Genomic DNA, 25,308 nt, shown 5'->3' on the forward strand with positions numbered 1-25,308 from the left:
GGAGGAAAGAACTATGGCTTCACCTGAAAATGTTATTTTAGTTCATGAAATTTCAAAGCTGAAAACAAAAGAAGAATTATGGAATCCATATGAATGGTATCGTTTGATGAGGGATAATCACCCAGTTCATTATGATGAAGAGCAGGATGTATGGAATGTTTTTTTATATGATGATGTAAATCGTGTTTTATCAGATTATCGCTTATTTTCAAGTAGAAGGGAGCGCAGACAATTCTCAATCCCTCCTTTAGAAACTAGAATAAATATAAACTCTACAGATCCACCAGAACATCGCAATGTACGTTCCATTGTTTCTAAGGCATTTACTCCAAGAAGTTTAGAACAGTGGAAACCTCGAATACAGGCTATCGCAGATGAACTTGTACAACATATCGAAAAATGTAGTGAAGTTAATATCGTTGAACAGTTTGCTGCACCTTTACCTGTTACCGTTATTTCCGATTTATTAGGAGTCCCAACAACAGATCGTAAAAAAATTAAAGAATGGTCTGATATTTTATTTATGCCGTATAGTAAAGAAAAGTTTAATGATCTGGATGCCGAGAAAGGGATAGCATTAAATGAATTCAAAGCATATCTTCTACCGATTGTTCAGGAAAAGAGATATAATTTAACCGATGATATCATTTCTGATTTAATTCGAGCTGAATATGAAGGCGAAAGATTAACCGATGAAGAAATTGTAACCTTTTCATTAGGTTTACTAGCGGCTGGGAATGAAACCACTACAAATTTAATTATTAATAGCTTTTATTGCTTTTTAGTAGATTCACCTGGAATTTATGAAGAGTTAAGAAAAGAACCTAACTTAATTTCAAAAGCGATTGAGGAAGTATTACGCTATCGCTTTCCTGTTACATTAGCCCGGAGGATTACAGAGGATACAAATATATTTGGTTCTTTAATGAAAAAGGATCAGATGATTGTTGCGTGGGTTAGTGCAGCGAATTTAGACGAGAAAAAATTTTTACAAGCCTCTCAATTTAATGTGCATCGAACAGGAAATGAAAAGCATTTAACCTTTGGGAAAGGTCCTCACTTTTGCTTAGGAGCACCACTTGCACGTTTAGAAGCTGAGATTGCATTAACTACCTTTATAAATGCTTTTGAAAAAATAGAGCTATCTCCATCTTTCTGTTTAGAAAAATGTATATTGGAAAATGAACAAACATTAAAATACTTACCTATTCGATTGAAAGCCAAATAAAAATCTTAACAAGGTGCATACATTTGCATCTTGTTTTTTGTTTCTCAATTGTGAGTTTTCGGTGATTACCTTAATATGGAATTGTATAAAACGTAGAGGAGGATTCTTATGTTGACTTGTAATGGAAGTAAATCATTTCAAAAGTTTATTAAAGGTGTTACAGATCTTATGGAAAACGGTTTATTTGAAGAAGAAATAGTGTGTGGCATTGAAAAGTTACTAGAAGAACTTTTAGAAAAGAAAACATGGCTCCCGTTAGATAAACAGAAGGCGAATTTGACTCAATATGCACGACATTTATTGTATGAAGATCCGCTCAAACGTTTTGAAGTACTAGCTCTCGTATGGAAAGATGGACAATCTACACCTTTACATGATCATGATGGCACATGGGGGGTAGAAGGCGTTTTTTCAGGAAGGATTATGGTGCAGAACTTTATACAAACGAAACAACTTGGTAATTCACTTGTTTATTTAACACATAAAGGCAATCTTTATTTGGGAGAAGGAGAAACAGATAAAGTAATTCCACCAGCGGATTGTCATATTCTTGAAATCAGCAAAAATGAAAGCGTTATTACGATTCATGTCTATGGTAAACAGTTAGAAAAGTTTAAAGTATATATCCCAACTGAAGAAAAAAATGTGTACATGTGTGAGACAAAATATATTAGTTATAATTCATAGTTTAAAATCCAAAGCTTTTTTAAAAAGAAAAGCTTTGGATTTTATTTTTAATTATTTCTTGACCTGAAACGCTTTTCATAAATTATAAATAAGAAGTACCGCACGAGGATTGTATGAAAACGATACCTATTAATTAATTAGAACTCGTGTATTTATAGAAAGTGGTGAAGAAATAATGAAATTAATCGCAATTGATTTAGATGGAACTCTTCTTTCGGGGAATAAAATGATAAGTAATGAAAATGCAGAAGCAATTCGAAAATGTCAAGAAGCTGGCCATGTTGTAGCAATTTGTACTGGACGTTCTATTGTTGATATTGAACGATTATTGTTAGAAGTTGATTTAGAATGTCCAATCATTGCGGAAAATGGTGCGCTTATATATAAAGATAAGAAAATGATGAAGAGATATCCAATTCGAAATATGCAGGCACTTGAAATTGTAGAGTATCTTGAAGAGAATAGTTTGTATTATCAACTTTATACTGATAAAGGTGTATATGTACCGGATTATGGAGTTGAGAGTGTACGTAATGAAATTGAGTATGTGAAGAATTCAAAAGAAAATTTCGACTTGAAAGAGTTAGAAACAATCGCAGCATTGTATCTTGAGCATACAGCGTTTCATAGTGCGAAAAGTTGTAAACAAATTGTAGAAACAGATATACATGTGCATAAACTATTACCATTTTCTTATGATATTGAGAAATTAAAAAAACTAAAAGAAACATTTCTTCATAATACAGATTTAGCAATTACATCTTCATATTGGCACAATTTAGAGATTAATCATCGAGATGCTCAAAAAGGGAATGGATTATATACTTTAGCAGAACATCTTAATATTCCAGTTGAAAACACTGTAGCGATAGGTGATGGGCTGAACGATGTTTCTATGATGGAAAAAGCGAACATATCAATTGCAATGGGGAATGCAGTTGAAGAAATAAAAGCAATGTGTAAATACGAAACGTTATCAAATGAAGAACATGGTGTGGCACATGCTTTATATAAATATGTAATGTAATTAAAAAAGAAAAAAGAATCCAAATGGATTCTTTTTTCTTTTTATTAGGGGTAAGGTATTCTATGAGTTTCATAGAAGCCTTATTACATTTCATTATATAGAATATATTGGAATAAATGTTTATATTTTTCATAAAAAATGTGAATATTTTATGAACTTTACACTTATTGCATGTTTATACCGCTATTAGTGACGCGTATGACCCTCAAGGAAAAATTCAGTGAATGTAAGAGGAATGAACGAAATATATACTAATTAAAGGTGTATTCAGTATATACATTCTTTTCTTATTTTAATTGAAAAATAAAATTTGTTCGAATAATTATTCTACAGCTATATACCTACACTAGCTTTCTTCGTATAATGGAGAAGTATGAATTTTAGATTTGTATTAATTTTACATATTGAGGTGAAAAAGGAATGAATTCGCGGCTAATGGAACTTATTGATGTGAGTACAATAGAAACCATGGCAGAACAATTTTATAAATTAACTAACATATCACATCAACTTCTTGATGCTGAAAAAGAGTGTGTTTTTTCATTCGGAATGAATGAGATAAAAAAGAGTAAACTTCCAAAGATTGAAATCCCCATTTTCTTATACAATCAACATTTAGGATCTTTTGTTGTATGGTCCAAAAAAAGTGAAATTTTCAGTTGTCAAAAATACTTTGAAATGCTCTCAAGTTTAATTTTAGATGGCGCAATAAAAGTATTTCAAAGTAAAAATACAACATTGCTTTCTCGAAAAGAGGAGGAACTACATACGATTTTACAAAACATGCCTGTTATGGTCGATGCGCTTGATTATAATGGAGATTTTGTTTTGTGGAACCGAGAATGTGAAATTGTAACAGGTTATACCGCTGAAGAAATAATTGGAAATCCAAATGCACTGCAATTATTGTATCCTGATCATAGTTATCGCCAGAAAATACAAAAGAAATTTTTAACTTGTGGAAAAAATTTCAGAGATTGGGAAATGCACTTAACATGTAAAAATGGTGAAATCAAAACAATAATGTGGTCTAATATATCAGAACAGTTTCCTGTAACAGGATATAGTTATTGGGCTGTTGGTGTAGATATTACACATTTAAAAGCGATAGAAGAGCAGTTAAAACAACAAACATCTGAACTAGAATTAATTTTTAAAGCTTTACCAGATTTATGTTTCTTAACAGAAGATGATGGCACAATTATAGATTACAAGGCAGGATCTCCTACAAAGTTTTACGTACCCGCAGAAGCTTTTATGGGAAAAAAGTTTTACGAAGTATTACCATCTTCAGTAGCACAGCAGTTTCAGGAAGCCATTAATCAAGTGAAGGAAAAAGGAACGAATGTAATTGTAGAATATCCACTCACACTTAATGGAAGTATTGATTTCTTTGAAGCTAGATGCTTACCATTATTACATGATAAAATTATGATTATTGTACGCGACATTACAGAGCGAAAAAAGACAGAAGAATTGCTAAACAAATCAGATACGCTTGCTGCAATTGGTCAATTAGCAGCTGGGGTAGCTCATGAAGTAAGAAATCCTTTAACTGTAATTAAAGGTTTTATACAGTTATTCCAAATTAATAAAGAAGATCAAGAAAGATATTTTGATCTTATGCTTTCTGAAATTGAAAGGATAGAAGCAATCCTGCAAGAATTTCTGTCAATTGCTAAAACAGATGAGATAAATACAGAAAAGAAAAATATTTATCAAATTTTTAAAAATGTCGTATCGTTAATGAATACAAAAGCAATTATGACAAATATTCAAGTTGAACTATTTACGGATGACAAAGATATAATTATTGAATGCTCAGAAAATCAATTGAAACAAGTATTTATTAATATTTTGCAAAATTCAATCGAAGCTATGCCAAATGGTGGGGAAATTTCAATTCACATAAAAGAAATAAATGATGATGGTGTCATCATTCATTTAATAGATGAAGGAATAGGAATACCTGAAGAAAGAATTAAGAGATTAGGTGAACCTTTTTATAGTACGAAAGAAAAAGGGACTGGTATTGGATTAATGTTAAGTTATAAAATTATTGAAAGTCATCAAGGGACAATTAGTATCATGAGCGAGGTTGGTGTCGGGACAACAGTAACTATTTACTTACCGAAAGTACAAAGTAAACAATCTTTTTCTAATTGTGACGATAAATGTATAGCAATACGCACTAGTAGTAATTCTTAAATCAATTAATACCCAATAACAAAGCGATTAGTGAAAGCTAAGCTTTTTGTTATTGGGTATTTTTTATATTTAATTTAGTAAACTTTATCTTTTCTTTACCTTTGTTTTAATTTCTATTAAGTTTTAAACATTATATTATTATTTGTACAAAGCAATGTATAGAAATTGTACATTACTTTTAATATAGAAATGTGATTATTATTTGGAATATTGTAAGGAGGAGATTATGACAAGGTGAAAAAGCAAGAGAAGAAAAGTGGTAGAGTAGTACCTCTCCGGTTAAATATTTTATTCCTTTGTGTATTTTTATTATTTTCTGGCATCGTTATTCAGTTAGGGAAAGTGCAAATTTTTGATGGAGAAACATATAAAAATGAAGTAGAGAAGAGAGAAAATACAACCGTGGGTCTTTCTGTACCACGTGGAAAAATATTTGATCGTGAAGGAAATCCAGTAGTTGATAATAAGTCTTTACGTACGATTACATATACAAAGGTGAAAGGTGTAAAACAAGAAGAAATATTAAAATCAGCAAGACAACTTGCAGACATTATTGAAATGCCGCAAGAAGATATAGCTAAGTTAACTGAGACTGATAAGAAAGACTTTTGGATGCAATTAAATCCAGAACTTACACAAGACTTAGTATCAAAAAAAGAAATAGATAAATTTCGAGATAAGGATATTACCGGAAAAGAACTAGACAAAAAAATAGAAGATTTAAAAAGGAAGCGCGTTACAGATAAAAACCTTCAAGAACTAACGGCTAAAGATATAGAAGTGTTAGCTATTAAAAGTAAAATGACCTCAGGTTTTCAAATGGCACCTCAAATTATTAAAAAGGACGTTAGTGAACAGGAATATGCGGTGATTAGTGAAAATTTAGCGAAGCTTCCAGGGGTAGACGCATCAGTTGATTGGGAGAGAATCTATGTAAATGATGGGCTATTCCGTTCTGTTCTTGGTAACGTTTCAAATGCTGATGAAGGATTGCCACGTGAAAGATTAGATTATTATTTAGTGCGTGATTATAGCCGAAATGATAGGGTCGGCAAAAGTTATATCGAACAGCAATATGAAGATGTACTTCATGGTACGAAAAAAGAAGTAAGAAGTATTGCTGATAAACAAGGTAATACAATGAGAACGGAAACGGTTTCGGAAGGAAAAAGCGGAAAGAATTTAACTTTAACAATTGATATGGAATTACAGAAAAAAGTTGAAGAGAGCATAGAAAAAATATTAAAACAATATAAAGGATCAGAATCAATGTTAGACCGTGCTTTCGTAGTAATGATGAATCCGAAAAATGGCCAAGTATTATCAATGGCTGGGAAAAAGCTTGTAGAAAAAGACGGGAAAATGGAAGTAGAAGATTATGCTTTAGGCACGCTGACTAGTTCTTATGAGCTTGGATCAACGGTTAAAGGTGCGACAGTGTTAACAGGGTTCGAAACAAATGCAATAACTCCTGGAACACATTTTTATGATGCACCTATGAAGTTTAAAGGAACTAAGGAGAAGAAGTCTTGGAAAAATTTTGGTGATATAGACGATCTAAGAGCGTTACAAGTTTCTTCAAACGTTTATATGTTTAATATAGCATTAAAAATTGCTGGCGTGGATTATGTGAAAAATAGTTCACTAGATATTAAACAAGAATATTTTGATAAAATGAGATATTATTTCAGGCAATTTGGACTAGGCGTACAAACTGGTATTGATTTACCAAATGAAACTGCAGGACAAATCGGAAGAAAAGATAATCAGCCTGGTTTCTTATTAGATTATTCTATTGGACAATATGATACATATACACCACTTCAGCTTGCGCAATATATTTCGACTATCGCAAATGGAGGGTATCGAATGAAACCACAAATTGTTCAAGAGATTAGAGAACAAACCGTTCAAAAAGATGAGGTTGGTAAAGTAGTACAATCAATAGAACCCGTTGTTTTAAATAGAATCGATATGAAACAAGAATATATTAATCAAGTAAAAGAAGGGTTTAGAAAAGTATTTCAAGAAGGAGATGGAACGGGAGTAAGAGCGTTCCAAAAAGCACCATATAAACCAGCTGGTAAAACAGGGACCGCACAAACTGTATATGGCGGAGAAAATGATATTGGGCGAAATGAGAAAGGCGATCGTAGAGAATGTTATAACTTAACATTAGCTGGATATGCGCCATATGATGATCCAGAAGTAGCATTTTCTGTTGTAGTACCGTGGGTTGAAAATGATAAATCGGGCATTAACTCCGATATTGGAAAAGAAGTTTTAGATGCTTATTTTGATTTGAAAAATAAGCGATTAAATGGTGAAGCGCCAAAAACAGATGACTCTAAAGAGAATTAAAATGTACGAAACGTCTCTAGCATTCATGTGAACTAGAGGCGTTTTTATCTGGGAATAGATTAGAAATGAGGTATATATGAAGCCGTTTATTCTAAAATATTTGAGGAATATATGTAGCTATATCATAATAATAATTGGGATTATATTTATTAATAACTCTTTTTTTATTTTAATGGGCTAAAATAATTCTATTAACTATTCACGTTTTATAAAATAAATCATATATTGATAGCATAGGACAAGCAGAAACGCTTGTTCTAACCTCACAGAACACTCCTTATCACGGTTAGGCATCTACATAGGTAGATGCTTTTTTTATGTTGATGACTGAAAATTATTTATCAACATAATGTAGCAAGCATATTAGGACTATTAGGGGAAGATTACTTGTACAAATAACAGTATGCTTAATTAAAACAGTGAAATGTAAGGAGTGAGGAATAAGTGCTAAATATTTTAGTGGTTAATTTTCCAGCAGAAGGACATGTAAACCCTACATTAAATTTAGTAAAAGCCTTTACTGAACGAGGGGATCACGTACATTATATTACAACGGCAAACTTTAAGGATAGAATTGAAGATTTAGGAGCTACTGTACATACTCATCCGGATCTATTAAAGGAGATTTCTATTGATGCTGAAAGCTTATCTGGGTTAAATGCTTTCTTTCATGTGCATGTTCAAACTTCTTTATATATATTAGAAATTACGAAACAATTATGTGAAAGCATAAATTTTGATTTCGTAATTTATGATATATTTGGTGCGGGAGAGTTAGTAAAGGAGTATTTACAAGTTCCAGGTGTAGTTTCCTCACCTATATTTTTAATTCCTTCAGAGTTTTTGAAGACATTACCTTTTCATCCAAATGCAGATATGCTATTCCAACCAGAGGAAATCTCTGAAAAATTACTAAATCAGATGGAACATAAATTTGGAGTAAAACCAAAGAATAATCTTCAATTTATGAATAATAAGGGTGATGTTTGTCTCGTATACACAAGTCGTTATTTCCAACCTAATAGCGAATCGTTCGGAGAAAATAACATTTTTATTGGACCGAGTATTTCAAAGCGTAAAACAAATATAAAGTTTCCACTGGAATCACTTAAAGAGAAGAAAGTTATTTACATTTCAATGGGAACACTGCTTGAAGGACTCGAACCATTCTTTAATACTTGTATTGATACTTTTTCAGATTTTGATGGGATAGTCGTAATGGCAATTGGTGATAGAAATGATATTTCAAAAATAAAGCAAGCGCCAGATAATTTTATAATTGCTCCATACGTACCTCAATCAGAAATATTAAGTGAAGCAGATGTTTTTATTACACATGGCGGTATGAATAGCGTACACGATGCCATTCATTATAATGTCCCATTTGTAATAATACCGCATGATAAAGATCAGCCTATGATAGCGCAAAGATTAACTGAACTGGAAGCAGCACATAGACTATTGAAAGAACATGTTAATGTGCACACTTTAAAAGAGGCCGTAACAGATGTTCTTTCAAATGAAAAGTATAAACATGGTATAAGAAAACTTAATGATAGCTTTATAGAATGTGGTGGTTCAAAAGAAGCAATTATAGTTATTGAATCTCTTTTAAATAAAGTAAAACTTTAATCGGTTGAGGTTTTTACTGCCCGCAAAAAGCAGGATAAATAGTCGTAACTGTATACAAGCATAGAGGTTTTCACCTTTATGCTTGTATATTCTTATCCAGCAAATTGCACAGCAGTATTTGCATGTAAAAAAGCAGTATCAAAAACGGGAACAGCAAGATCATTTTGGGAGATGAGTAAAGGTATTTCAGTGCAGCCTAATAATATGCCTTCAGCGCCGTTTTGAATTAATGATTTTGTAATTTGTAATAGCTTTTCTTTAGATGTTTTTGAAATGATCCCTCTACTTAATTCATCTAATATGACATGATGGATAAAAGTTCTTTCCTCGTCATTTGGGATAATTGTCTCAATGTTATATTTCGCTAATCGTGATTTATAGAAATCTTGCTCCATCGTTTGTTTTGTTCCTAATAGTCCGATACGTTTTATATTCTGTTCTACCATTTCTTTAGCACTTACATCACCAATGTGAAGAAGCGGGATAGATATTGCTTGTTCTACCTCCTCGGCAAATAGATGTACGGTATTTGAACACATTAATAAACATTCAGCCCCAGATTTTTCAACTTTCTTTGCAACTGTAACTAGTTCATTTTTCACTTCTTCATATTGATGGTTTTGTAATAAAGTAGTTACTTCTCCAAAGTCCATACTATATAAAACTAACTTTGCATTTTGATCGTATTGAGAGAGTGTAAGTGTATTAATATGTTTATAGTATAATGATGTAGATTCCCAACTTAATCCTCCAATCAAACCAATAACTTTCATAATGCATTCCTCCCGAAACGATTTTGAATTTATTATTTCATAATTCCGATAAGAATACAATGATTTAAATGCACTGTTTAATAAAAAATAAAAATAGTAAGAAAAGTATTGAAATTTACATTTTTTAGTGCCATAATACGAATTACAAATTAATACTTATCCAGAGAGGTGGAGGGAACGGCCCTAAGAAACCTCAGCAACCCCTATGCAATTTTATAGGAAGGTGCTAATTCCGCAGAGGACACGATGTGTTTTTTGAAAGATAAGAGGATTCTTGAACGTGAAAGAAAATGACCTCTTATGTAAGAGGTCATTTTTTTGTTGTATAGAAAGGGAGTGTCGATGCATAATTCATTTTTAAATTAAATATAGAGTAATAAAAGTTAACTAATATGAGAGGAGAATTGTCATGAACAAATTATCAACAAAGTTAGTAGTAGCAATCGGTATTGGAGCAGCATTATACGGGATATTAGGACTTTGGGGATTTTCTATTGCACCGAATACATTTATTAAACCAGCATTAGCTATATTAACTGTTTTTGGAGCATTATTTGGTCCAGTGGCAGGACTGTTAATCGGACTTATCGGTCATACCGTAACAGATACGATTGCTGGCTGGGGTATTTGGTGGGGCTGGGTTATTAGTTCAGGTATTATTGGTTTTTCAATGGGTCTTATTCAAAAAAGAGTTGGTTTTAGTGTGAAAAACGGGTCGTTTAACAAGGGGGATATTTCTTATTTAGCAATTACTGGGTTAGTTGGTATTGTCATTGCTATTATATTTGCTGGGGCATTCGATATTATTGTGATGGGAGAACCATTTGACAAAATTGTTATACAAGTATTAGGAGCGACAATTTCCGATGTTATCGTTTTCTTAGTACTTGGATTGCCACTTACAATTGGCCTGGCAAAATCCAATAAGAAACATACACATTTAAAAATTGAAAAGTAGGGATGTTAACATGCAACCAATTATTTCGTTTGAACAATTCACCTTTCAATACGGGCATGCTGCGCAGCCTACTTTAAGTGATATTACCTTTCATATATACCCTGGGGAAAAAGTGCTAATTGCTGGACGAAGTGGTTCAGGAAAGTCGACATTAGCTCATTGTATCAATGGGCTAATTCCATTTTCTTATGAAGGGATTAGTACAGGTAACGTATTAATTGCCGGTAAAGACCCGAGGGAAGGAAGTATTTTTGAGCAAAGTAAACAGGTAGGAACCATTTTGCAAGATCAAGATGCTCAATTTATTGGTCTGACAGTAGAAGAAGATGTAGCTTTTTATTTAGAAAATGAATGTGTAAATCAAGATGACATGAAAAAGATTGTTTCGGACTCATTAAGAAAGGTGAAGATGCATACGTTTCATAAACAAAGTCCACATGAATTATCAGGAGGTCAAAAGCAAACAGTTTCTCTTGCTGGTTTATTAACAACAAATGCGGATATATTATTGTTCGATGAACCGTTAGCGAACTTAGATCCGCTAAGCGCCTTACATACGATAGAACTTATGAAAGATATACATGAGCAATATAATAAAACGATTGTTATTATCGAGCATAGGATAGAAGAAATTTTAAAGCTGGATTTAGACAAAGTTATATTAATTGATGAAGGTAAAGTCATTGCAATAGGAACACCAAAAGAAATCTTAGCGTCAAATATATTACCATGTATTGGCTTAAGAGAGCCTATTTACATTGAAGCATTAAAGAGATTACATTTTGATCGTAATAATGACGTAATATATCCAATGGAAAACCTTCAAAAGGAAAAGGTAAGCAACGTTATAAAAGAGTGGATGGAGAAACAAGTCATATTAAAAGGGAATGCTAAAAACAAGGAATTACTTAAAGTGGAGAATTTATCATTTTCATACCCTAATAAACAAAAAGTATTAGAAAATGTAAACCTTTCAATATATGAAGGAGAAATTGTGGCACTGTTAGGACATAATGGAGCAGGGAAATCAACATTAGCTCATAGTCTTATAGGCATAAACAAAATGAAAAATGGGAAAATCTTGTTAAAAGGTGAAGATATTAGTTCTTGGTCTATTCGTAAACGTGGGGAAATCATATCTTACGTGATGCAAAATCCAAATCATATGATTACACAGCCTACTGTTTTTGAAGAAGTTTCATTTACATTAACATTACATAATTTTTCTAAGGAAGAAATTAAGAATAAAGTAGAAGGAACTTTAAAAATTTGTGGTTTATATCCATTTCGTAATTGGCCAATTCAAGCACTGAGCTATGGACAAAAAAAGAGATTAACAATCGCGTCTGTATTAACAACAAATCCTAAGCTTATCATATTAGATGAACCGACAGCGGGACAAGATTATTATCATTATAAACAATTTATGTTGTTTATTAAAAAACTAGCTAAAAAGGGAATCTCATTTGTTTTTATCACTCACGATATGAATCTCGCACTAGAATATGCAGACCGTGCAGTAGTTCTACATGAAGGGAAAATTATTGCGGATAATACAGTGTCTAATGTATTTGGCGATCAAGAAACGTTACAAAGAGCCAACTTAAGAGAGAGTTCTTTAATCAAGCTTGTTAAATTTAGTGGGATTGTATGTCCAGAAAAATTTATGGAGCTTTATTTAGATAGTAATAGGAGGGAGGAAGGTGCATAGTACATATTTTTATCGTATGGATGGGGTAGTGAAATTGTTTTTATTTATTTTTTGTATGACGATTACTTTTTTGTTTTTTGATTTTAGGTTGTTGCTAATTTTATTTATTATTGGGTGTATCGGACTTGGAATTGCTAAAATTCCATTTCGTAAAATTTTAATTATTTTTAGTTTCATATTTACATTTAGTTTATTAAACTCTGTCATGATTTTATTTATTACACCAACTCATGGATCTGAATTAACTGAATCATATACTTCATTTTTGCATATTGGATATGCAAAAATTACATATGAAACATTATTTTATGCAGCTACACTTTCATTAAAGTATTTTACGTTATTACCATTTACACTTCTTTTTATTTACACGACAGATCCAAGTGAATTTGTAAGTAGTTTAAGTAAACTTGGTATTCATTATAAGATTACATATGCAATAAATATTGCACTGCGTTATATTCCTGACATCCAGTCTGAGTATAAAATTATTAAACACGCGCAAGAAGCGAGAGGAGTGGCTTTTGAAAAAGGAGAAGCAAGTTTATGGGTTCGTATGAAGAACCGTGTTTTAATTTTCTGGCCACTAATCATTCATTCTCTAGAAAGAATAGATACGGTTTCAAATGCAATGGATTTAAGAGGATTTGGAAAGAAGGATAAACGTACATGGTTTTATACAAGTAAGGCGAAACGTAAAGATTTCATCGTTTTATTTGCCGGTGTTTTCATATTCATTGTTGCCGTATATTTAAAATTAAACGTATTTCAAAACTTTTGGTATCCATTTTAAAGCACTCTTTAAACGAGTGCTTTTACTTATTTTTATGTAGACATGCTCAAAAAAGGGATATACACATAATGTATAATACGAACCAGTTAAAATGATCAACTACCTATTAGTTTTCAAACCAAAAGGAGGAGAAAATATGAGTTACGGTGGTTCTTGTGGTTTTGGTGGAGGTTTCGCTTTATTAGTTGTGTTATTCATTCTATTAATAATTGTAGGATGCAGCTGCTGGGGCGGAGGATACTAATTTTTAATTAGTCTTCACAAATGTAAACTAAAAAAACATTGAAGATACTTATGTATCGAAACAAATAAAAAAGGAGCGACTATGCTCCTTTTTTATTTGTTTTAATGCGTATTCTTACTATATTTCGGGAACGTAATCGTTAAAGTCGTTCCTTTACTAACGATACTTCGGATTTTTAAACTTCCATGCATCGTTTCAATAATCTTAACAGCAACCATCGTACCTAAACCGGTTCCTTTTGTTTTTGTACTAAAATACGGTTCACCGAATCGATGTATTTGCTCCTGTGACATTCCAACTCCGTTATCTTCAATTCGTATTTCAACTTTACTATTATTGATAGATGAGGAAATATTTAAGGTACCACCATTAGGCATTGCTTCAATACTGTTTTTTATTAAGTTTAAAAAACATTGTTGAAAGTGCTGTTTATTACCAACAATGACTGCCTCAGAAAAATCCTGTGTAATATGTATCGTATTCATATTACACAATGGAAATATCATATTAATAACTCGATTTAACTCTTGTTTTACTGAAATTTGATCTGATTTTTCTGGAGCAGGTTTGGCAAACGTTAAGTAATCATCGATAATTTCTTGGGCACGATTTAACTCTTCAAGTATATGTTTAATATATTCGTCTCTTGATTCAGGAGTTAAATTTGGTGTTTTTAAAAGCTGAGTAAATCCTTTTACAACCGTTAAAGGATTCCTTACTTCGTGCGATATACTTGCAGCGAGTTGGCTAACAATCTCCATTTTTTCCATTTTAATTAATTTTGAGCGCATTAATACAGCATCTTTTATAACTTCATTTATATAAACAATAAATAACATCAAAGTAGTCGGTAATACCATGAAATAAATAATATACAAATTATTCACTTCAAAATCTGATAAAGTTAATACAATTAAAGTTGTAAATATTGCTAGGAAAAAGGTTAAAAACATGGAAAAAGCTACTTTAAGTTTTCTATTATATGTATTAAATTTTGAAGATGCGAGTGCTGTAACGATGAACATTGTTCCGTAAACAACAACTGTCAGCATGTTAAAGCCATAAAATAAAAATCTTGTAATTAATAAAATTGTAAACAATATGATACCGACAGGGAATCCACCATAAAGCGTACCTATTATGACCGGAATTTGTCTTAAATCATGAATACAACTTTCATCCATATAGATAGGGTATCGCATACATAAAATAAGCGGGATACTAGAACAAAGGGTAATCAGTAGTATTTTATATTTCTTTAAATAGTGCCGGCTATCATATATGAAATAAAAAACAAATATACTACATAAAATGTATAGAAGATTATTTAATACGTTTTGATTAATATAAACAAAGTCCATAATATTTGCCTCGTTATTCTGAATTTACTTAACATATGTATTATACATGATAACATGTGTTAAGGTGAATAAACCTTGTTAATACAAGATTTGTTTGGCTTTTTGTTATAAAATGCAAACATTCTGCAAACGTTAGCTATCCAAAGGTACTTTTACCAAAATTTTTTACTCCTTCTTCCTGCATGTTCGGTAAAACATGAGAATAAATCCTAAGAGTTAATGAAATGTCTGTATGACCTAATCTCTCACTGATAATTTTAGGGTTAACTCCTTGTTTCAATATTATAGTTGCGTGTGTATGTCTTAAATCATGAATTTTAATTTTTTCACTACTGCATTTTTTATTTCTTTATAAAACTTTCCCTGAAAGCATTTCTGTATAAACCCCCACCCGATTTATTACAATTAATTAAATCTAAATCTTGATAAGCAGAACCCATTCGTAATAAGAAACGTTTGGATGAAATTCTAAATAAATATAAAAACACTAAAGGAGAGTAAGGTATGAAAAAACAGGTGTTGCAAGAAAAGTGGACGAGCTAGGTCGTGTAGTAATTCCGGTAAGGGTTTATTTGGGAAGTGGCTGTAAAACTGATGTTGGCAGTACATGCGGTAGTAAAAGGGAGATGGACATATTTGATTTTTGATTATATCTCATAAATACCTCCTTTTAAAAATTGAATATTAAGTAATTTCCGATAAATTATTAGTAACTGAGTTTGTAGGTATATGTTTAATGTGAAATGTTTTTTCCTTCAAAGTATATGCCAATAAAATAGAGGTGTTCATATGGGATATATAATCAATACTTGGTTGTTAGGAGGATGTTGTAATCATAGGAAAGGAAATGAAGGTACAAAGTTTATAGACAAGCGATTGTATTTTAAAAAAGCGTTCTTGTAATAAAATTTAAAGTTTATTAAAAAGAAGGAATGAAGGAAGATGTAAAAGATTTTGAAAGGTCCATAAAAAAAGAATTCAGTAAAACTCTGAATTCTTCTACACGTATTTTTATTTGTTAATCCATTTAGAAATAATAGGATAATGAAAGTCTTTTTCTTGTAGCACATATAAAATTCCTTTTATAGGTCCAAAAATTAACAAGAGAAACAGTATTAGATATAAAGGAGCTACCCCGAAAATAAAAAAAGCGTTATTTGAAGCCAAGTCTAAATTAGATAAAGATAGCATTAAGATTCTTATTATAAAAAGATTCCAAATCACTGTGATTATCCAAATGAATAGTTGGTAAAAAACAGCTTCAAGGATATTTTTTCGAATGTTTTGTGATTTGCATACAAAATAGAAAACCAAAGGTATATAAAAAATTGTGACACTAAAGAAAATAAGAATAAAAAAAGATAATAATGTAAGAAAATGCATAATTAATTTTATGTTCTTTTCTTGAGTTAGGATCATTAAGGTCCTCCTATATTTATGAGATTTGTTGTGGCTATTAAAATATGTACTGTTGGTAATTATAACATGAAAATGGATTGTAATAGAATAATGCATTAAAAAGAACAAGTAATAAATTAAACAAAAGCTTTATTTTATTATAGATAAATAGGTGACTCAGCAATTGTGCTAGCCGAGTCACCTAGTACTATGGAACCAAATAATGCTCTTTTTCTATATGTAGTTATGTGGAGTTCTTAGAGGCTAGCCCAATAGACAGTTAAGGGATAAATAAAATCATTTTAGAGAGTTTTACATTTTATTATGTTAATGCTACAACAGCAAGAGTTAAGCCCAACGTATTTAATGTATTAGAATATGGTCCTACATTAACAGTAAGAGTACTTGTTATACCTGGAGGTGTAGTGAAAATGGCGGGTGCTGATACAGAAGTGAATCCTGCAGTATATCCTAGAGAAGTACCTGAGCCAATGATTGGATTATTATTCAGATACATAGTTATACCTGCCGAATTACCTCCTGGTTGAATAATAACTTGCACTTCATAGATTGCCAAATAGGTTCTTCCACCTTCAAGTAAAACAGTTGTTGGTGGTGTGAATGAGATTGCCGTACCATTAGAATTTACCACGGTATCTAGTGGAATCGCAGAGTTTACAGAAACTATTGATGGGGTAGTTTGAACAACATTTAAACTGTTAGCCGTGGGAGATGGACAAGAACAAGGGTTGTGAATATTAGAGTTGTTATCATTTTGGTAATTCACAAATAATCAAGCTCCTTTGCGTAAGATAATTTTTTATCTTATATAAAACGTAGCCTTTTTGTATCTAAGTTATTTTTAATAAGTTTTTAAAGATAAGTCGAATATTGTTGGTCAGTCGACTTTTGAAATTATTTGAAACTCTAGGATTTCAAAGTGCGTTTGATAAATATATATGAATGTTTTTTAAGGACATTACTGTAAGTTAGGAAACATAATAAAATAGTTATTTTAATAAAAAACGGGAAAATGAGGGGAGTAAAAGAAAAAGAAAAAGAACCCTTTATATAAAGGATTCTTCTGGTGATTTAATATATCAATTACATTCGTGGTAATATTCATCACATGAATCGTTATTATCGTTACAGCATATACAAAATGTTTTTTGAACAAATAAACTAACTACACTAGTAGAACCTTCCTGCTTTGTAAGAGTAAGACTTTGAAAATCTTCAACTTGAAATATTTTTGTTTGAACAGGTTGTAATGTAGTAGTAATTGGTACGCTAGATCTTCTTGTTAGAATAGTTACTTGAACGGGTGCACTCATACCGACAACGAATAACTGAATTAATGTTTTATTATGATTGTTTGTAAAATCCTCAAATACAGTTTGTGGAGCGGTGGTTTCAAGGAAAACTGACACAGGTATATTTCCATTTGCATTTTCTGCAGAACCAGCTATCGTATGAGTTTCAATAAAACATTTATTTTTTTGATTGTTGGAATGTGATTGGTTTTTATAATATTTTTTACCATCTTTATAAAAGTAATCAGCCATATGAATTTAAAGCTCCCTTCTTTTAGATATCTATATAGTCTATTTAATAAAGTGAAGTAGTGCTTGTACAACATAATAAAATCCGCCCTCGTAATTACCTAAAAATGTTATTTGGAAATTAAAGAGCGCCATTCAAGGCGCTCTCGGATAAATATTAATATTGAAAAAGAATACCACATTATATTTTATGCATGTTCTTAATAAATGTGCAGTTTTTTAGCAAAATCCTTATTTGAAAACAAGAAGCCCTAGAGTTAGGGCTCTAGGGCTTTTTGTTTTGGTATTCCCACATGGTTTTTCAAAAAGAATAGAACATATTGAAGATAACATGTGAATGTTTCATAAATGTATCAAAAAAGTGAATAAAATTGCTATTGCAGAAGAAGCAGAAATGAAGTTTCTAATACGTAAGTACGTGAAAGGTATTATTTCCAATGGATAAAATACCCATGGGACACCTAATCATTATTTTATCGGGGGAAAAGAATATGTTATGAACTTGGTTGAATGAAAAAATGAAAATTTTACTTTTAGAGTGAAACTAAACAAAAACGCTATTTTATTAGAAAAGGAGAATGAAAATGGTGGTCCAGTTAATTCACGAACAAACATATAAAAGTCAGTATGATTTAGAAAATGCAGTAGAAAAATTCTACGATAGTCTCCCAGAAGAATTCGGAATGTTAGAGGACGAGGATATCAAGAAATTCGATCATATAAGCGGAGTATTTGAGGCGACGGCCGTAATGGAGAATGGTTTGAAATTGAAGATAGAAATATTCTTTGCGGATGATGCAGACGAAGATGAATCATGGGTTTGTAAAGCTTATCAAGTAGCTAAATAAAAACTTCATTTGAAAGGAAGTGATCAGGGTGGAAGTTCAATATGATGCGCAGGGCCGAATGAAGTACCATCCCGATTACCATCCGAATCCTAAGAAGCCGTATACAACGAAAGAATTAGCCTACATATGTAAGTATTATGGATTCGGAAAGGTGAAGGGAAGCGCTTTAGCATTAGGAAGAACAGAATCAATGATAAGGCAGCTAGTAAATACTCTCCGGAAGAATGGAATGTTTGAAAAATATAAAACTATGGGTGAGTAATTAAAATAAAATTTTCATTTTATAGAAATAAAAACCCTAGTTTCCTAGGGTAATGGTATAACAGCCAAATATATTTTATTCGTTTATATCGTAACTTAATATTACGTTAAAAACATCAGGTAAATGAAACCAATTGTAGAAAATAAGAGCGGTTAGCAAAAGCTAACTGCTCATCTCCAAGGGGGAACAAAGAGAAAATCTAATGTCATATATAGTATTGAAGTAATATTTAGTTTTATTCGTGAAGAATTACGTTTAACTTAATGCATAACCAACGATTAAAGTTAGTGTTAAAAACACTGATAATAACAATGTTAGCAGAACTGTTACTATGCTTCTAAGCATTGCTATCCAATTACCTGTTTTAGAGAATCCTTTAATACCAGCAAAAAAAGTTCCTATTGAAAAAATGAGTATAAAAAATAAAGGGTGAAAATAAACTATATTTATAAACGACGCATTCATTTCAGGTGTGCATACTTCAAGATATACAAGAAAAAAAGCAATGCAAACGAATGAAAAAATAAAAGACCATAAATTTATATTATGCTTCATAGGTTGCTCCTTTGTTATCAAAATATTTCTATTAAATTTTAATGGGAAATATAAGAAAAAGATAGTGGTTATAAATTGGAATAAATTTTTTAACAAAATAATCCTTTTGTTTAAAGAAAAATAAGCTACCAAGTTACATTTATTAGAAATATTTTCTGAGGTATTCTTAAGAAGATGGGAATAGAAAGAATATCTTCGAGAGGAAAGGGATTAATTTATGTTAGGAAATTGGTTGGATAAATTAAAAGAACCTAAATGTATACAAAGATATAAACTTATTAATAGTCATGACAATGAAAATTTTAAAACTGGTAAGATGGGGATAGTTAGTTATTTTAAATGTGAAAAGTGTGGGAAAGAGAAGGAAATCAGCAAATATACTAATGATGTTAATAGTGACTATTGGGATATTTAAAACAACATTCGAATATCGTCCAGCTAGAAAACTAGAGGACACCAATTTTTAGAGCCGCGATAAAATTGTTTTAAGAAATGGTGTTCTCTTTATTTTGAAAGGGGATTCGGGAAATGAAGGTATTAGAATAGAAATGTTTAAAAAACGCATAGATTGATAAAAAGTAAAGGGCGAATTCCTTATGAGAATAAGGAATATTATCATTTTTGTTACCATTTTCTTCTATCCTTATATATAATTAATTTGTATTTTATATATAAATTAGGAGGGAATTTATGACTACAAATAAGGACTACATTCGTTATATCCGGGGAAAAGTAGGGCATGATTTAATATTTCTTAATTTTGCTGGAGGTATTGTTTATAACGAACGAAATGAAATTCTTTTACAAAAACGGGGAGATAGAAATGAGTGGGGTCTACCAGGTGGTGCTATGGAACTTGGAGAATCTCTTGAAGAAACCGCTAAACGAGAAATATTTGAGGAGACAGGATTAAATGTTGAGGTTGAACATCTTATAGGTGTCTACTCTAAATATTCTGGTGAGTTTCCGAACGGAGATAAAGCTCAGACTATCACTCATTGTTTTCAATGTAAGCCAATTGGCGGAGAACTTACTGTAGATGGTATTGAGACTTTGGATTTAAAATACTTCCCAATAGACCAAATACCAAAATTATTCACAAAACTACACGAAGATGCCTTAGAAGATTGGCTTTCCAAAAGAAAAGGTGTATTTAGATAAAACACTTTCAAATTAATTATCCATAATCTTTAACTAACGGGCGCTTTAATTGAGTAAGAAAATAAAAACTTTTAACTTCCGCTAAAGATAATTATGTTAATGATTTAGTGCTGGCAGTCCTGTTAAGGACAAGAAGAGGAACGTATAAAAATAGAGTTGTAGAAATAGAAAGAGTGGATTCCATGTGAGAGAATAGGGATCCACTTTTTTTCTTGCAACTGATAAAGAGACACTATATCTGACTTACATAAATATCCTAGTTGTTCAAATTTGTCCTTGCTAATGGTACCATTAGCGTCATGGAGGGATATTATGTTTACTTTTAGATAATGCTTTAAGTTAAGTCTTTACAATTAAGCCCATTAAACAAAAGCCTTTAAATATAGAGCGTACAACTTTCATGAAGATGCGCCCTAAAAGAAATATTAAGTATGTATTATTTCTTTTCTTTAACTTCGTATTTAGCTTCAATAAAATTTAATAATTTACCTTTTGGATCATCATTTTCTTATATTCCCTTATCGTGTTGTATAATTGATTACGAGTTACTCTTTCTATTTTGATGTTCCTCTACTTTCTTATCATATACCTTAGAGAAGTCATCCTTGTTTTCTTTAGCTAATTGATAAACTGCTTCTTTCCACTGTTCTCTATCCATGCCTAACAGGTGGGGAGAACTATTCGCAATAACTACACTAACTTCTTTTACATCTTTACCTTTAGCTTCTAATATTGGTTTTGTACCTTTTCTTGCATCCTCTACCCCTTCTAAGATGAGTTTATGCGTGTCTTTATACTTATCAGGTACTTTTACGTTCTCCATTCGGTCTAAAGCTTCATCCAAAATACTTGCCGTTTTGAATACCTCTTTATACTTTTCATCACCTTTTAGTGCATAACCTAAACCTATTATTATGTCATCCTTATTAAAGTTAAAATCTAGTAATTGTTCATACATGTAACTTGGATACTGTTCCTCAGATATTGTAGTTTTCAACATTGCTTTACTAGTTTCTTCAGTCTTAGGAGTAGAATCTTTATCTCCTAGCCCACAACCGAACAATAATAGAACTGGCACTGTCAACGCTATGAGTTTCGTTGCTTTCATTATGTATTCCCCTTTTAGAAAGTATTGTAATTAATTAACATATTGTACCATAACATAAATTATGAATATTAGATATATAAATTCCCTATCTTTACCGTGGAATGCATTTATTGTAATAATGAAGAATATGATACACATGCTTGGAATTGAAAAAAATTTATAGCTCGTGAAATAAACATATACAAGGAAAAAGACATATTTATATTGTCCTCACCCTTACCGTCCATTTTGTCTAAAATATGGGTAGTCAAACCCACACATTAGTACACAATTGGAAACATAATCAGTATATTAAGAAAAAATGTGTGAATTATTTAAACAAAAAAGTGTTAGCAAGTTTGCAAACGAACTTGCTAACACTTATACAAAATAGACATAAATTATCGCTGATATGTCTTCCTCAATAATAGCCATAATCAATTAGAACACACTAGTACGAAACGCTCATAAAACTATTTTTAATATACATGACAATAGTATAAACTCTTTATTTTTTTTAATAATTTAGGGTTATATCCTTTCTGCATTAGCCGCTTTTAACCACGCTTCGTAGAATTCTATAACTGATGCATACCGTTCTGTCCGATTGTCACTTACAGCACGATGGGCTACCTCATATAATTCCTTACTTGCTTCCCATTTTATAAAAGAACGATCTTTTTCACCGCCTAAAAGTGAGAAAGCCATTGCTCCCATATTAAATACATTTGTTCTTTCATCAATTATAGCATTTAGTTCAAATTCTTCTGGTGACATAAAACGGGAGGAACCCCATAGCCGGCCCATTTTATTTATGTAAGGTTTCTTACTGTATAAATCTATATCACAAATTTTTGTTTCGTTTGTATTAAAATTATATAAAATACTACCGTCATAAAAATCTATCGCTACATAATTTTTCTTTTCTACATAAGTATGGAAAGAAAAAATGGAATGTAAGGAATGAATTCGTTCTATAGCAGATAAATGTCTAAATTTATAAAATGGTGAGTTTGGATTTTTATATTTTTCAGGAGATGGGAAACGCCAATGCGAATGAAGACATTCCCCATCAAACCAATCGAAAATTAATACATATCCAGATTGAACTGGAAAATGATCAATTAATCTTATGAGCGATTCATGCTTTAAATCTTCATAGATAGTAACTGAATTTTTTAGCCTTTTAATAGCATCACCCGCTGTTCCTTCATATGCAATTGTTTGTGCTCCTGCGTATTTGATAAATTTCTTATGCCCATCTTTTTCTACACCAAAACTTATATTACCTGAATCTTGCTGGTCAAAAACTGCAAATACGGTCCCTAATTTAATAAGCCAATCAAAATTATGATATTCTTTCAATTGGAATGTTACGTTATTTAACTGAATTTCCACGGAATTATCTTTCATAGATTACCTCACATTTAATATAATTAAGTTGTACATTCCACTATTTCGACATATTTTATGGAAATCCTATGCTAATAATATGAAATTTTATAAATATAATGATAAACACTTATAAAGAGGTGAATATAATGGACCAACAAATTGTTATTAAAGCATATCAAAAAGACTGGGTTGAAGAGTATATAAAAGAAAAAGAGAAATTCTGTTCCTTGTTAGGACAAGAGATAATCGCTGTTGAACATATAGGAAGTACTGCAGTAGAAGGATTAGGAGCTAAACCTCTTATTGATATGATGATTGGCGTAACAGACTTGCAAATTACTGAAAACTGGATTGAAGTTCTATCGGAAATTGGATATGAGTATGTTCCAAAAGATGCAACCAATTGGCGTTTTTTTAGAAAGGGAAAATGGAGAGCGGGTACTCATCATTTGCATGTTTATCATTATAATAGCGAAGAATGGAGAAACAATATTTTATTTCGGGACTTTCTAATAAGCCATGAATGGGCACGTAAAGAATATAGAGAATTAAAAGAGATGCTTGCTATTACATATGCTTTTGATCGTGTGTCGTATACAAAGGCAAAAGCGCCGTTTATTCGAAAAATATTAGAATTAGCTAGAACTCAATAAATTTATAGATTCTTATCTAACTAGTTTTGAAACCTCTTCCTATACTTTTTATAGGGAGGGGATTTTTTGTTTTTTTCATGACAAAATATATAATTTCTAATTATTGGAGGCAAACTATTTTATTTATTTTGATATTTCTAGTACATTGGAAATATTAAGGGGGAATTAAGCAATGAAAGCTATTGTACATCAATATAAAAAAGGATTAGAGGGATTAGAATATAAATTTTCACCTGAGATAAGTCCTAATGCAGGTGAAGTAAAAGTAAAGTTAAAAGCTGCAGGATTAAATCATAGGGATTTATTTATTATAAATAATAGAAAAGAAATGGATCTATCATTAGTAATAGGGTCAGATGGATCAGGAATTGTTACAGAAATAGGAGAAGGAGTTTCAAATGTTACACTACATACAGAAGTTATTATTAATCCTAGTATTGGATGGGAACATGCTACTGAAGTACCGGAGTTACCGGAAGTGCTAGGTGGACCAAAGGATGGAACGTTTGCTGAATATGTAATTGTACCAGCTGAAAATGTAGTAGAAAAGCCGTCATATCTTACTTGGGAAGAATCAGGTGTTTTATCTTTATCCGCACTAACTGCATATAGAGCGCTTTTTACAAAAGGTAGATTGAAGTGCGGCGAACACGTTTTAATTCCGGGAATAGGCGGTGGTGTTGCTACATTTGCCATGTTATTCGCGAAAGCAATTGGCGCAAAAGTGAGTGTTACTTCAAGGGTAGAGAATAAAAGGGAACTTGCTGAGAAATATGGTGCAGATATTTCTTTTCATAGTGCTGGAAATTGGGAAGAGAGCTTACAAGGTGAAAAAGTAGATTTAATAATAGATAGTATAGGTCCGGCAACTTTTTTGAAATATTTTGATGTATTAAAAACAAATGGAAGAATCGTGAATTTTGGTGCAAGCTCAGGAGATAAAATTGAATTACCATTACGCGCGCTATTTTACAATCAAATTGATATTATGGGAACATCCATGGGTAGCGGTGAGGAATTTAATGAGATGATAAAGTTTATAGAAAAACATCAAATTAAACCAATTATTGATAAAGTTTACTCGTTAGAAGAAGCAATTCGAGCACTAAGCCGTATGGAACATGGAGAACAATTCGGAAATATTGTACTTCAAATGAATTAAAAAATATGATTTTGCAATTAGTATATTTAAATGAATATGTTATGTATCCCAAACATGAAAAAATACGAACAGCCTTATTATAAAGGCTTACCAGCTTTATACATAAATAGCGTATAAAATTTGTTTTATAATTGTCATATGATTAATAGTAAAATGAGAATTAGATGAAAAAAGTTTAAGCCTATTTTCATAATGGTATTGTATACTGTGTAAATCAAGAACACTTGTATGTAAGGAGAGAG

General features: G+C 31.4%; 24 protein-coding genes, 2 pseudogenes and 1 riboswitch. Of the genes and pseudogenes, 17 read left to right on the forward strand and 9 right to left on the reverse strand.

Going from position 1 to position 25,308, the window contains the following annotated elements; genetic code table 11:
* Positions 1–13: 13 nt before the first annotated feature.
* From MHI26_RS13280 to MHI26_RS13310, 7 genes and pseudogenes are all read left to right on the forward strand, one after another.
* Complete coding sequence (locus MHI26_RS13280) at positions 14–1,228, forward strand: cytochrome P450 (protein WP_061665849.1); 1,215 nt, start codon at positions 14–16, stop codon at positions 1,226–1,228.
* A 108-nt stretch (positions 1,229–1,336) separates the two neighbouring features.
* Positions 1,337–1,915: a cysteine dioxygenase family protein gene (locus MHI26_RS13285; protein WP_000954433.1), complete on the forward strand. Its 579-nt coding sequence runs from the start codon at positions 1,337–1,339 to the stop codon at positions 1,913–1,915.
* Positions 1,916–2,090: 175 nt separating this feature from the next.
* Positions 2,091–2,942 (forward strand): Cof-type HAD-IIB family hydrolase, encoded by an 852-nt coding sequence (locus tag MHI26_RS13290; protein WP_061665848.1) that lies wholly within the window; start codon positions 2,091–2,093, stop codon positions 2,940–2,942.
* A gap of 420 nt (positions 2,943–3,362) precedes the next feature.
* Entirely contained in the window at positions 3,363–5,150 is a 1,788-nt protein-coding gene (locus MHI26_RS13295) for a PAS domain-containing sensor histidine kinase (protein WP_061665847.1), read from the forward strand.
* A 234-nt stretch (positions 5,151–5,384) separates the two neighbouring features.
* Positions 5,385–7,511: a peptidoglycan D,D-transpeptidase FtsI family protein gene (locus MHI26_RS13300; protein ID WP_000743787.1), complete on the forward strand. Its 2,127-nt coding sequence runs from the start codon at positions 5,385–5,387 to the stop codon at positions 7,509–7,511.
* A gap of 76 nt (positions 7,512–7,587) precedes the next feature.
* A pseudogene (locus tag MHI26_RS13305) lies at positions 7,588–7,686 on the forward strand (signal peptidase I); the annotation flags it as partial.
* 269 nt (positions 7,687–7,955) lie between these two features.
* Positions 7,956–9,143 carry a macrolide family glycosyltransferase gene (locus tag MHI26_RS13310; RefSeq protein WP_000932140.1) on the forward strand — a complete coding sequence of 396 codons (1,188 nt, stop codon included), beginning with the start codon at positions 7,956–7,958 and terminating at the stop codon, positions 9,141–9,143.
* Positions 9,144–9,235: 92 nt separating this feature from the next.
* Here the strand turns inward: MHI26_RS13310 and MHI26_RS13315 are convergent, their stop codons facing one another.
* A complete protein-coding gene (locus MHI26_RS13315; protein WP_000864395.1) occupies positions 9,236–9,916 on the reverse strand; it encodes an aspartate/glutamate racemase family protein in 681 nt (226 codons plus the stop codon).
* Positions 9,917–10,069: 153 nt separating this feature from the next.
* A riboswitch (SAM riboswitch) is annotated at positions 10,070–10,185 on the forward strand.
* 140 nt (positions 10,186–10,325) lie between these two features.
* Here MHI26_RS13315 and MHI26_RS13320 point away from each other — a divergent pair.
* From MHI26_RS13320 to MHI26_RS13335, 4 genes are all read left to right on the forward strand, one after another.
* Positions 10,326–10,874: an ECF-type riboflavin transporter substrate-binding protein gene (locus MHI26_RS13320; protein WP_001038210.1), complete on the forward strand. Its 549-nt coding sequence runs from the start codon at positions 10,326–10,328 to the stop codon at positions 10,872–10,874.
* A gap of 10 nt (positions 10,875–10,884) precedes the next feature.
* Positions 10,885–12,585, forward strand: coding sequence for an ABC transporter ATP-binding protein (locus MHI26_RS13325; RefSeq protein ID WP_061665846.1), 1,701 nt, complete (start codon positions 10,885–10,887; stop codon positions 12,583–12,585).
* Positions 12,578–13,378, forward strand: coding sequence for an energy-coupling factor transporter transmembrane component T family protein (locus tag MHI26_RS13330; protein WP_061665845.1), 801 nt, complete (start codon positions 12,578–12,580; stop codon positions 13,376–13,378). The genes MHI26_RS13325 and MHI26_RS13330 overlap by 8 nt, the downstream gene beginning before the upstream one ends.
* 136 nt (positions 13,379–13,514) lie before the next feature.
* Positions 13,515–13,622: a YjcZ family sporulation protein gene (locus tag MHI26_RS13335; RefSeq protein ID WP_000120182.1), complete on the forward strand. Its 108-nt coding sequence runs from the start codon at positions 13,515–13,517 to the stop codon at positions 13,620–13,622.
* 101 nt (positions 13,623–13,723) lie between these two features.
* Here MHI26_RS13335 and MHI26_RS13340 read toward each other — a convergent pair whose 3' ends face one another.
* The 5 genes and pseudogenes from MHI26_RS13340 to MHI26_RS13360 all read right to left on the reverse strand — a co-directional run bounded on the left by MHI26_RS13340 (position 13,724) and on the right by MHI26_RS13360 (position 17,946).
* Positions 13,724–14,983, reverse strand: a complete 1,260-nt coding sequence (locus tag MHI26_RS13340; protein WP_061665844.1) for a sensor histidine kinase — start codon at positions 14,981–14,983, stop codon at positions 13,724–13,726.
* Between the two features lie 136 nt (positions 14,984–15,119).
* Positions 15,120–15,429 (reverse strand): annotated as a pseudogene (locus MHI26_RS13345) (tyrosine-type recombinase/integrase); the annotation flags it as partial.
* Positions 15,430–15,994: 565 nt separating this feature from the next.
* Positions 15,995–16,402 carry a DUF4870 domain-containing protein gene (locus MHI26_RS13350; RefSeq protein WP_061665843.1) on the reverse strand — a complete coding sequence of 136 codons (408 nt, stop codon included), beginning with the start codon at positions 16,400–16,402 and terminating at the stop codon, positions 15,995–15,997.
* 301 nt (positions 16,403–16,703) lie between these two features.
* Positions 16,704–17,168, reverse strand: a complete 465-nt coding sequence (locus MHI26_RS13355) for a hypothetical protein (protein WP_001109251.1) — start codon at positions 17,166–17,168, stop codon at positions 16,704–16,706.
* Positions 17,169–17,481: 313 nt separating this feature from the next.
* Entirely contained in the window at positions 17,482–17,946 is a 465-nt protein-coding gene (locus MHI26_RS13360) for a hypothetical protein (protein WP_061665842.1), read from the reverse strand.
* A gap of 581 nt (positions 17,947–18,527) precedes the next feature.
* Here MHI26_RS13360 and MHI26_RS13365 point away from each other — a divergent pair.
* Both MHI26_RS13365 and MHI26_RS13370 read left to right on the forward strand, forming a co-directional pair.
* Positions 18,528–18,791 carry a hypothetical protein gene (locus tag MHI26_RS13365; protein WP_000261437.1) on the forward strand — a complete coding sequence of 88 codons (264 nt, stop codon included), beginning with the start codon at positions 18,528–18,530 and terminating at the stop codon, positions 18,789–18,791.
* 28 nt (positions 18,792–18,819) lie between these two features.
* Positions 18,820–19,053 (forward strand): hypothetical protein, encoded by a 234-nt coding sequence (locus MHI26_RS13370; protein WP_000453751.1) that lies wholly within the window; start codon positions 18,820–18,822, stop codon positions 19,051–19,053.
* A gap of 255 nt (positions 19,054–19,308) precedes the next feature.
* Here MHI26_RS13370 and MHI26_RS13375 read toward each other — a convergent pair whose 3' ends face one another.
* Positions 19,309–19,608, reverse strand: a complete 300-nt coding sequence (locus MHI26_RS13375; protein ID WP_061666074.1) for a hypothetical protein — start codon at positions 19,606–19,608, stop codon at positions 19,309–19,311.
* A gap of 217 nt (positions 19,609–19,825) precedes the next feature.
* On the opposite strand from MHI26_RS13375, the gene MHI26_RS13380 reads away from it, so the two are divergent.
* Together MHI26_RS13380 and MHI26_RS13385 are read left to right on the forward strand one after the other, a co-directional pair.
* Complete coding sequence (locus MHI26_RS13380; RefSeq protein ID WP_061667043.1) at positions 19,826–20,023, forward strand: hypothetical protein; 198 nt, start codon at positions 19,826–19,828, stop codon at positions 20,021–20,023.
* Between the two features lie 275 nt (positions 20,024–20,298).
* Complete coding sequence (locus MHI26_RS13385; protein ID WP_000210489.1) at positions 20,299–20,769, forward strand: NUDIX hydrolase; 471 nt, start codon at positions 20,299–20,301, stop codon at positions 20,767–20,769.
* Between the two features lie 538 nt (positions 20,770–21,307).
* Here MHI26_RS13385 and MHI26_RS13390 read toward each other — a convergent pair.
* Complete coding sequence (locus tag MHI26_RS13390) at positions 21,308–21,877, reverse strand: hypothetical protein (RefSeq protein WP_061667044.1); 570 nt, start codon at positions 21,875–21,877, stop codon at positions 21,308–21,310.
* A 510-nt stretch (positions 21,878–22,387) separates the two neighbouring features.
* A complete protein-coding gene (locus MHI26_RS13395) occupies positions 22,388–23,269 on the reverse strand; it encodes a protein kinase domain-containing protein (protein ID WP_061667045.1) in 882 nt (293 codons plus the stop codon).
* A 128-nt stretch (positions 23,270–23,397) separates the two neighbouring features.
* Here MHI26_RS13395 and MHI26_RS13400 point away from each other — a divergent pair, with 128 nt between their 5' ends.
* Positions 23,398–23,904: a GrpB family protein gene (locus MHI26_RS13400; protein ID WP_000372680.1), complete on the forward strand. Its 507-nt coding sequence runs from the start codon at positions 23,398–23,400 to the stop codon at positions 23,902–23,904.
* Between the two features lie 172 nt (positions 23,905–24,076).
* Positions 24,077–25,066, forward strand: a complete 990-nt coding sequence (locus MHI26_RS13405) for a zinc-binding dehydrogenase (protein WP_000644522.1) — start codon at positions 24,077–24,079, stop codon at positions 25,064–25,066.
* Positions 25,067–25,308: the final 242 nt, after the last annotated feature.

Source organism: Bacillus sp. FSL K6-1218, from assembly GCF_038006445.1.
Classification (GTDB): domain Bacteria; phylum Bacillota; class Bacilli; order Bacillales; family Bacillaceae_G; genus Bacillus_A; species Bacillus_A thuringiensis_S.

Excerpts from the sequence above, each read along its gene's own strand:
- MHI26_RS13280 (WP_061665849.1), top strand. The coding sequence starts at position 14 with ATGGCTTCACCTGAAAATGTTATTTTAGTTCATGAAATTTCAAAGCTG.
- MHI26_RS13285 (WP_000954433.1), top strand. The coding sequence starts at position 1,337 with ATGTTGACTTGTAATGGAAGTAAATCATTTCAAAAGTTTATTAAAGGT.
- MHI26_RS13290 (WP_061665848.1), top strand. The coding sequence starts at position 2,091 with ATGAAATTAATCGCAATTGATTTAGATGGAACTCTTCTTTCGGGGAAT.
- MHI26_RS13295 (WP_061665847.1), top strand. The coding sequence starts at position 3,363 with ATGAATTCGCGGCTAATGGAACTTATTGATGTGAGTACAATAGAAACC.
- MHI26_RS13315 (WP_000864395.1), bottom strand. The coding sequence starts at position 9,916 with ATGAAAGTTATTGGTTTGATTGGAGGATTAAGTTGGGAATCTACATCA.
- MHI26_RS13320 (WP_001038210.1), top strand. The coding sequence starts at position 10,326 with ATGAACAAATTATCAACAAAGTTAGTAGTAGCAATCGGTATTGGAGCA.
- MHI26_RS13325 (WP_061665846.1), top strand. The coding sequence starts at position 10,885 with ATGCAACCAATTATTTCGTTTGAACAATTCACCTTTCAATACGGGCAT.
- MHI26_RS13335 (WP_000120182.1), top strand. The coding sequence starts at position 13,515 with ATGAGTTACGGTGGTTCTTGTGGTTTTGGTGGAGGTTTCGCTTTATTA.
- MHI26_RS13340 (WP_061665844.1), bottom strand. The coding sequence starts at position 14,983 with ATGGACTTTGTTTATATTAATCAAAACGTATTAAATAATCTTCTATAC.
- MHI26_RS13350 (WP_061665843.1), bottom strand. The coding sequence starts at position 16,402 with ATGATCCTAACTCAAGAAAAGAACATAAAATTAATTATGCATTTTCTT.
- MHI26_RS13360 (WP_061665842.1), bottom strand. The coding sequence starts at position 17,946 with ATGGCTGATTACTTTTATAAAGATGGTAAAAAATATTATAAAAACCAA.
- MHI26_RS13365 (WP_000261437.1), top strand. The coding sequence starts at position 18,528 with ATGGTGGTCCAGTTAATTCACGAACAAACATATAAAAGTCAGTATGAT.
- MHI26_RS13375 (WP_061666074.1), bottom strand. The coding sequence starts at position 19,608 with ATGAAGCATAATATAAATTTATGGTCTTTTATTTTTTCATTCGTTTGC.
- MHI26_RS13380 (WP_061667043.1), top strand. The coding sequence starts at position 19,826 with ATGTTAGGAAATTGGTTGGATAAATTAAAAGAACCTAAATGTATACAA.
- MHI26_RS13385 (WP_000210489.1), top strand. The coding sequence starts at position 20,299 with ATGACTACAAATAAGGACTACATTCGTTATATCCGGGGAAAAGTAGGG.
- MHI26_RS13390 (WP_061667044.1), bottom strand. The coding sequence starts at position 21,877 with ATGAAAGCAACGAAACTCATAGCGTTGACAGTGCCAGTTCTATTATTG.
- MHI26_RS13395 (WP_061667045.1), bottom strand. The coding sequence starts at position 23,269 with ATGAAAGATAATTCCGTGGAAATTCAGTTAAATAACGTAACATTCCAA.
- MHI26_RS13400 (WP_000372680.1), top strand. The coding sequence starts at position 23,398 with ATGGACCAACAAATTGTTATTAAAGCATATCAAAAAGACTGGGTTGAA.
- MHI26_RS13405 (WP_000644522.1), top strand. The coding sequence starts at position 24,077 with ATGAAAGCTATTGTACATCAATATAAAAAAGGATTAGAGGGATTAGAA.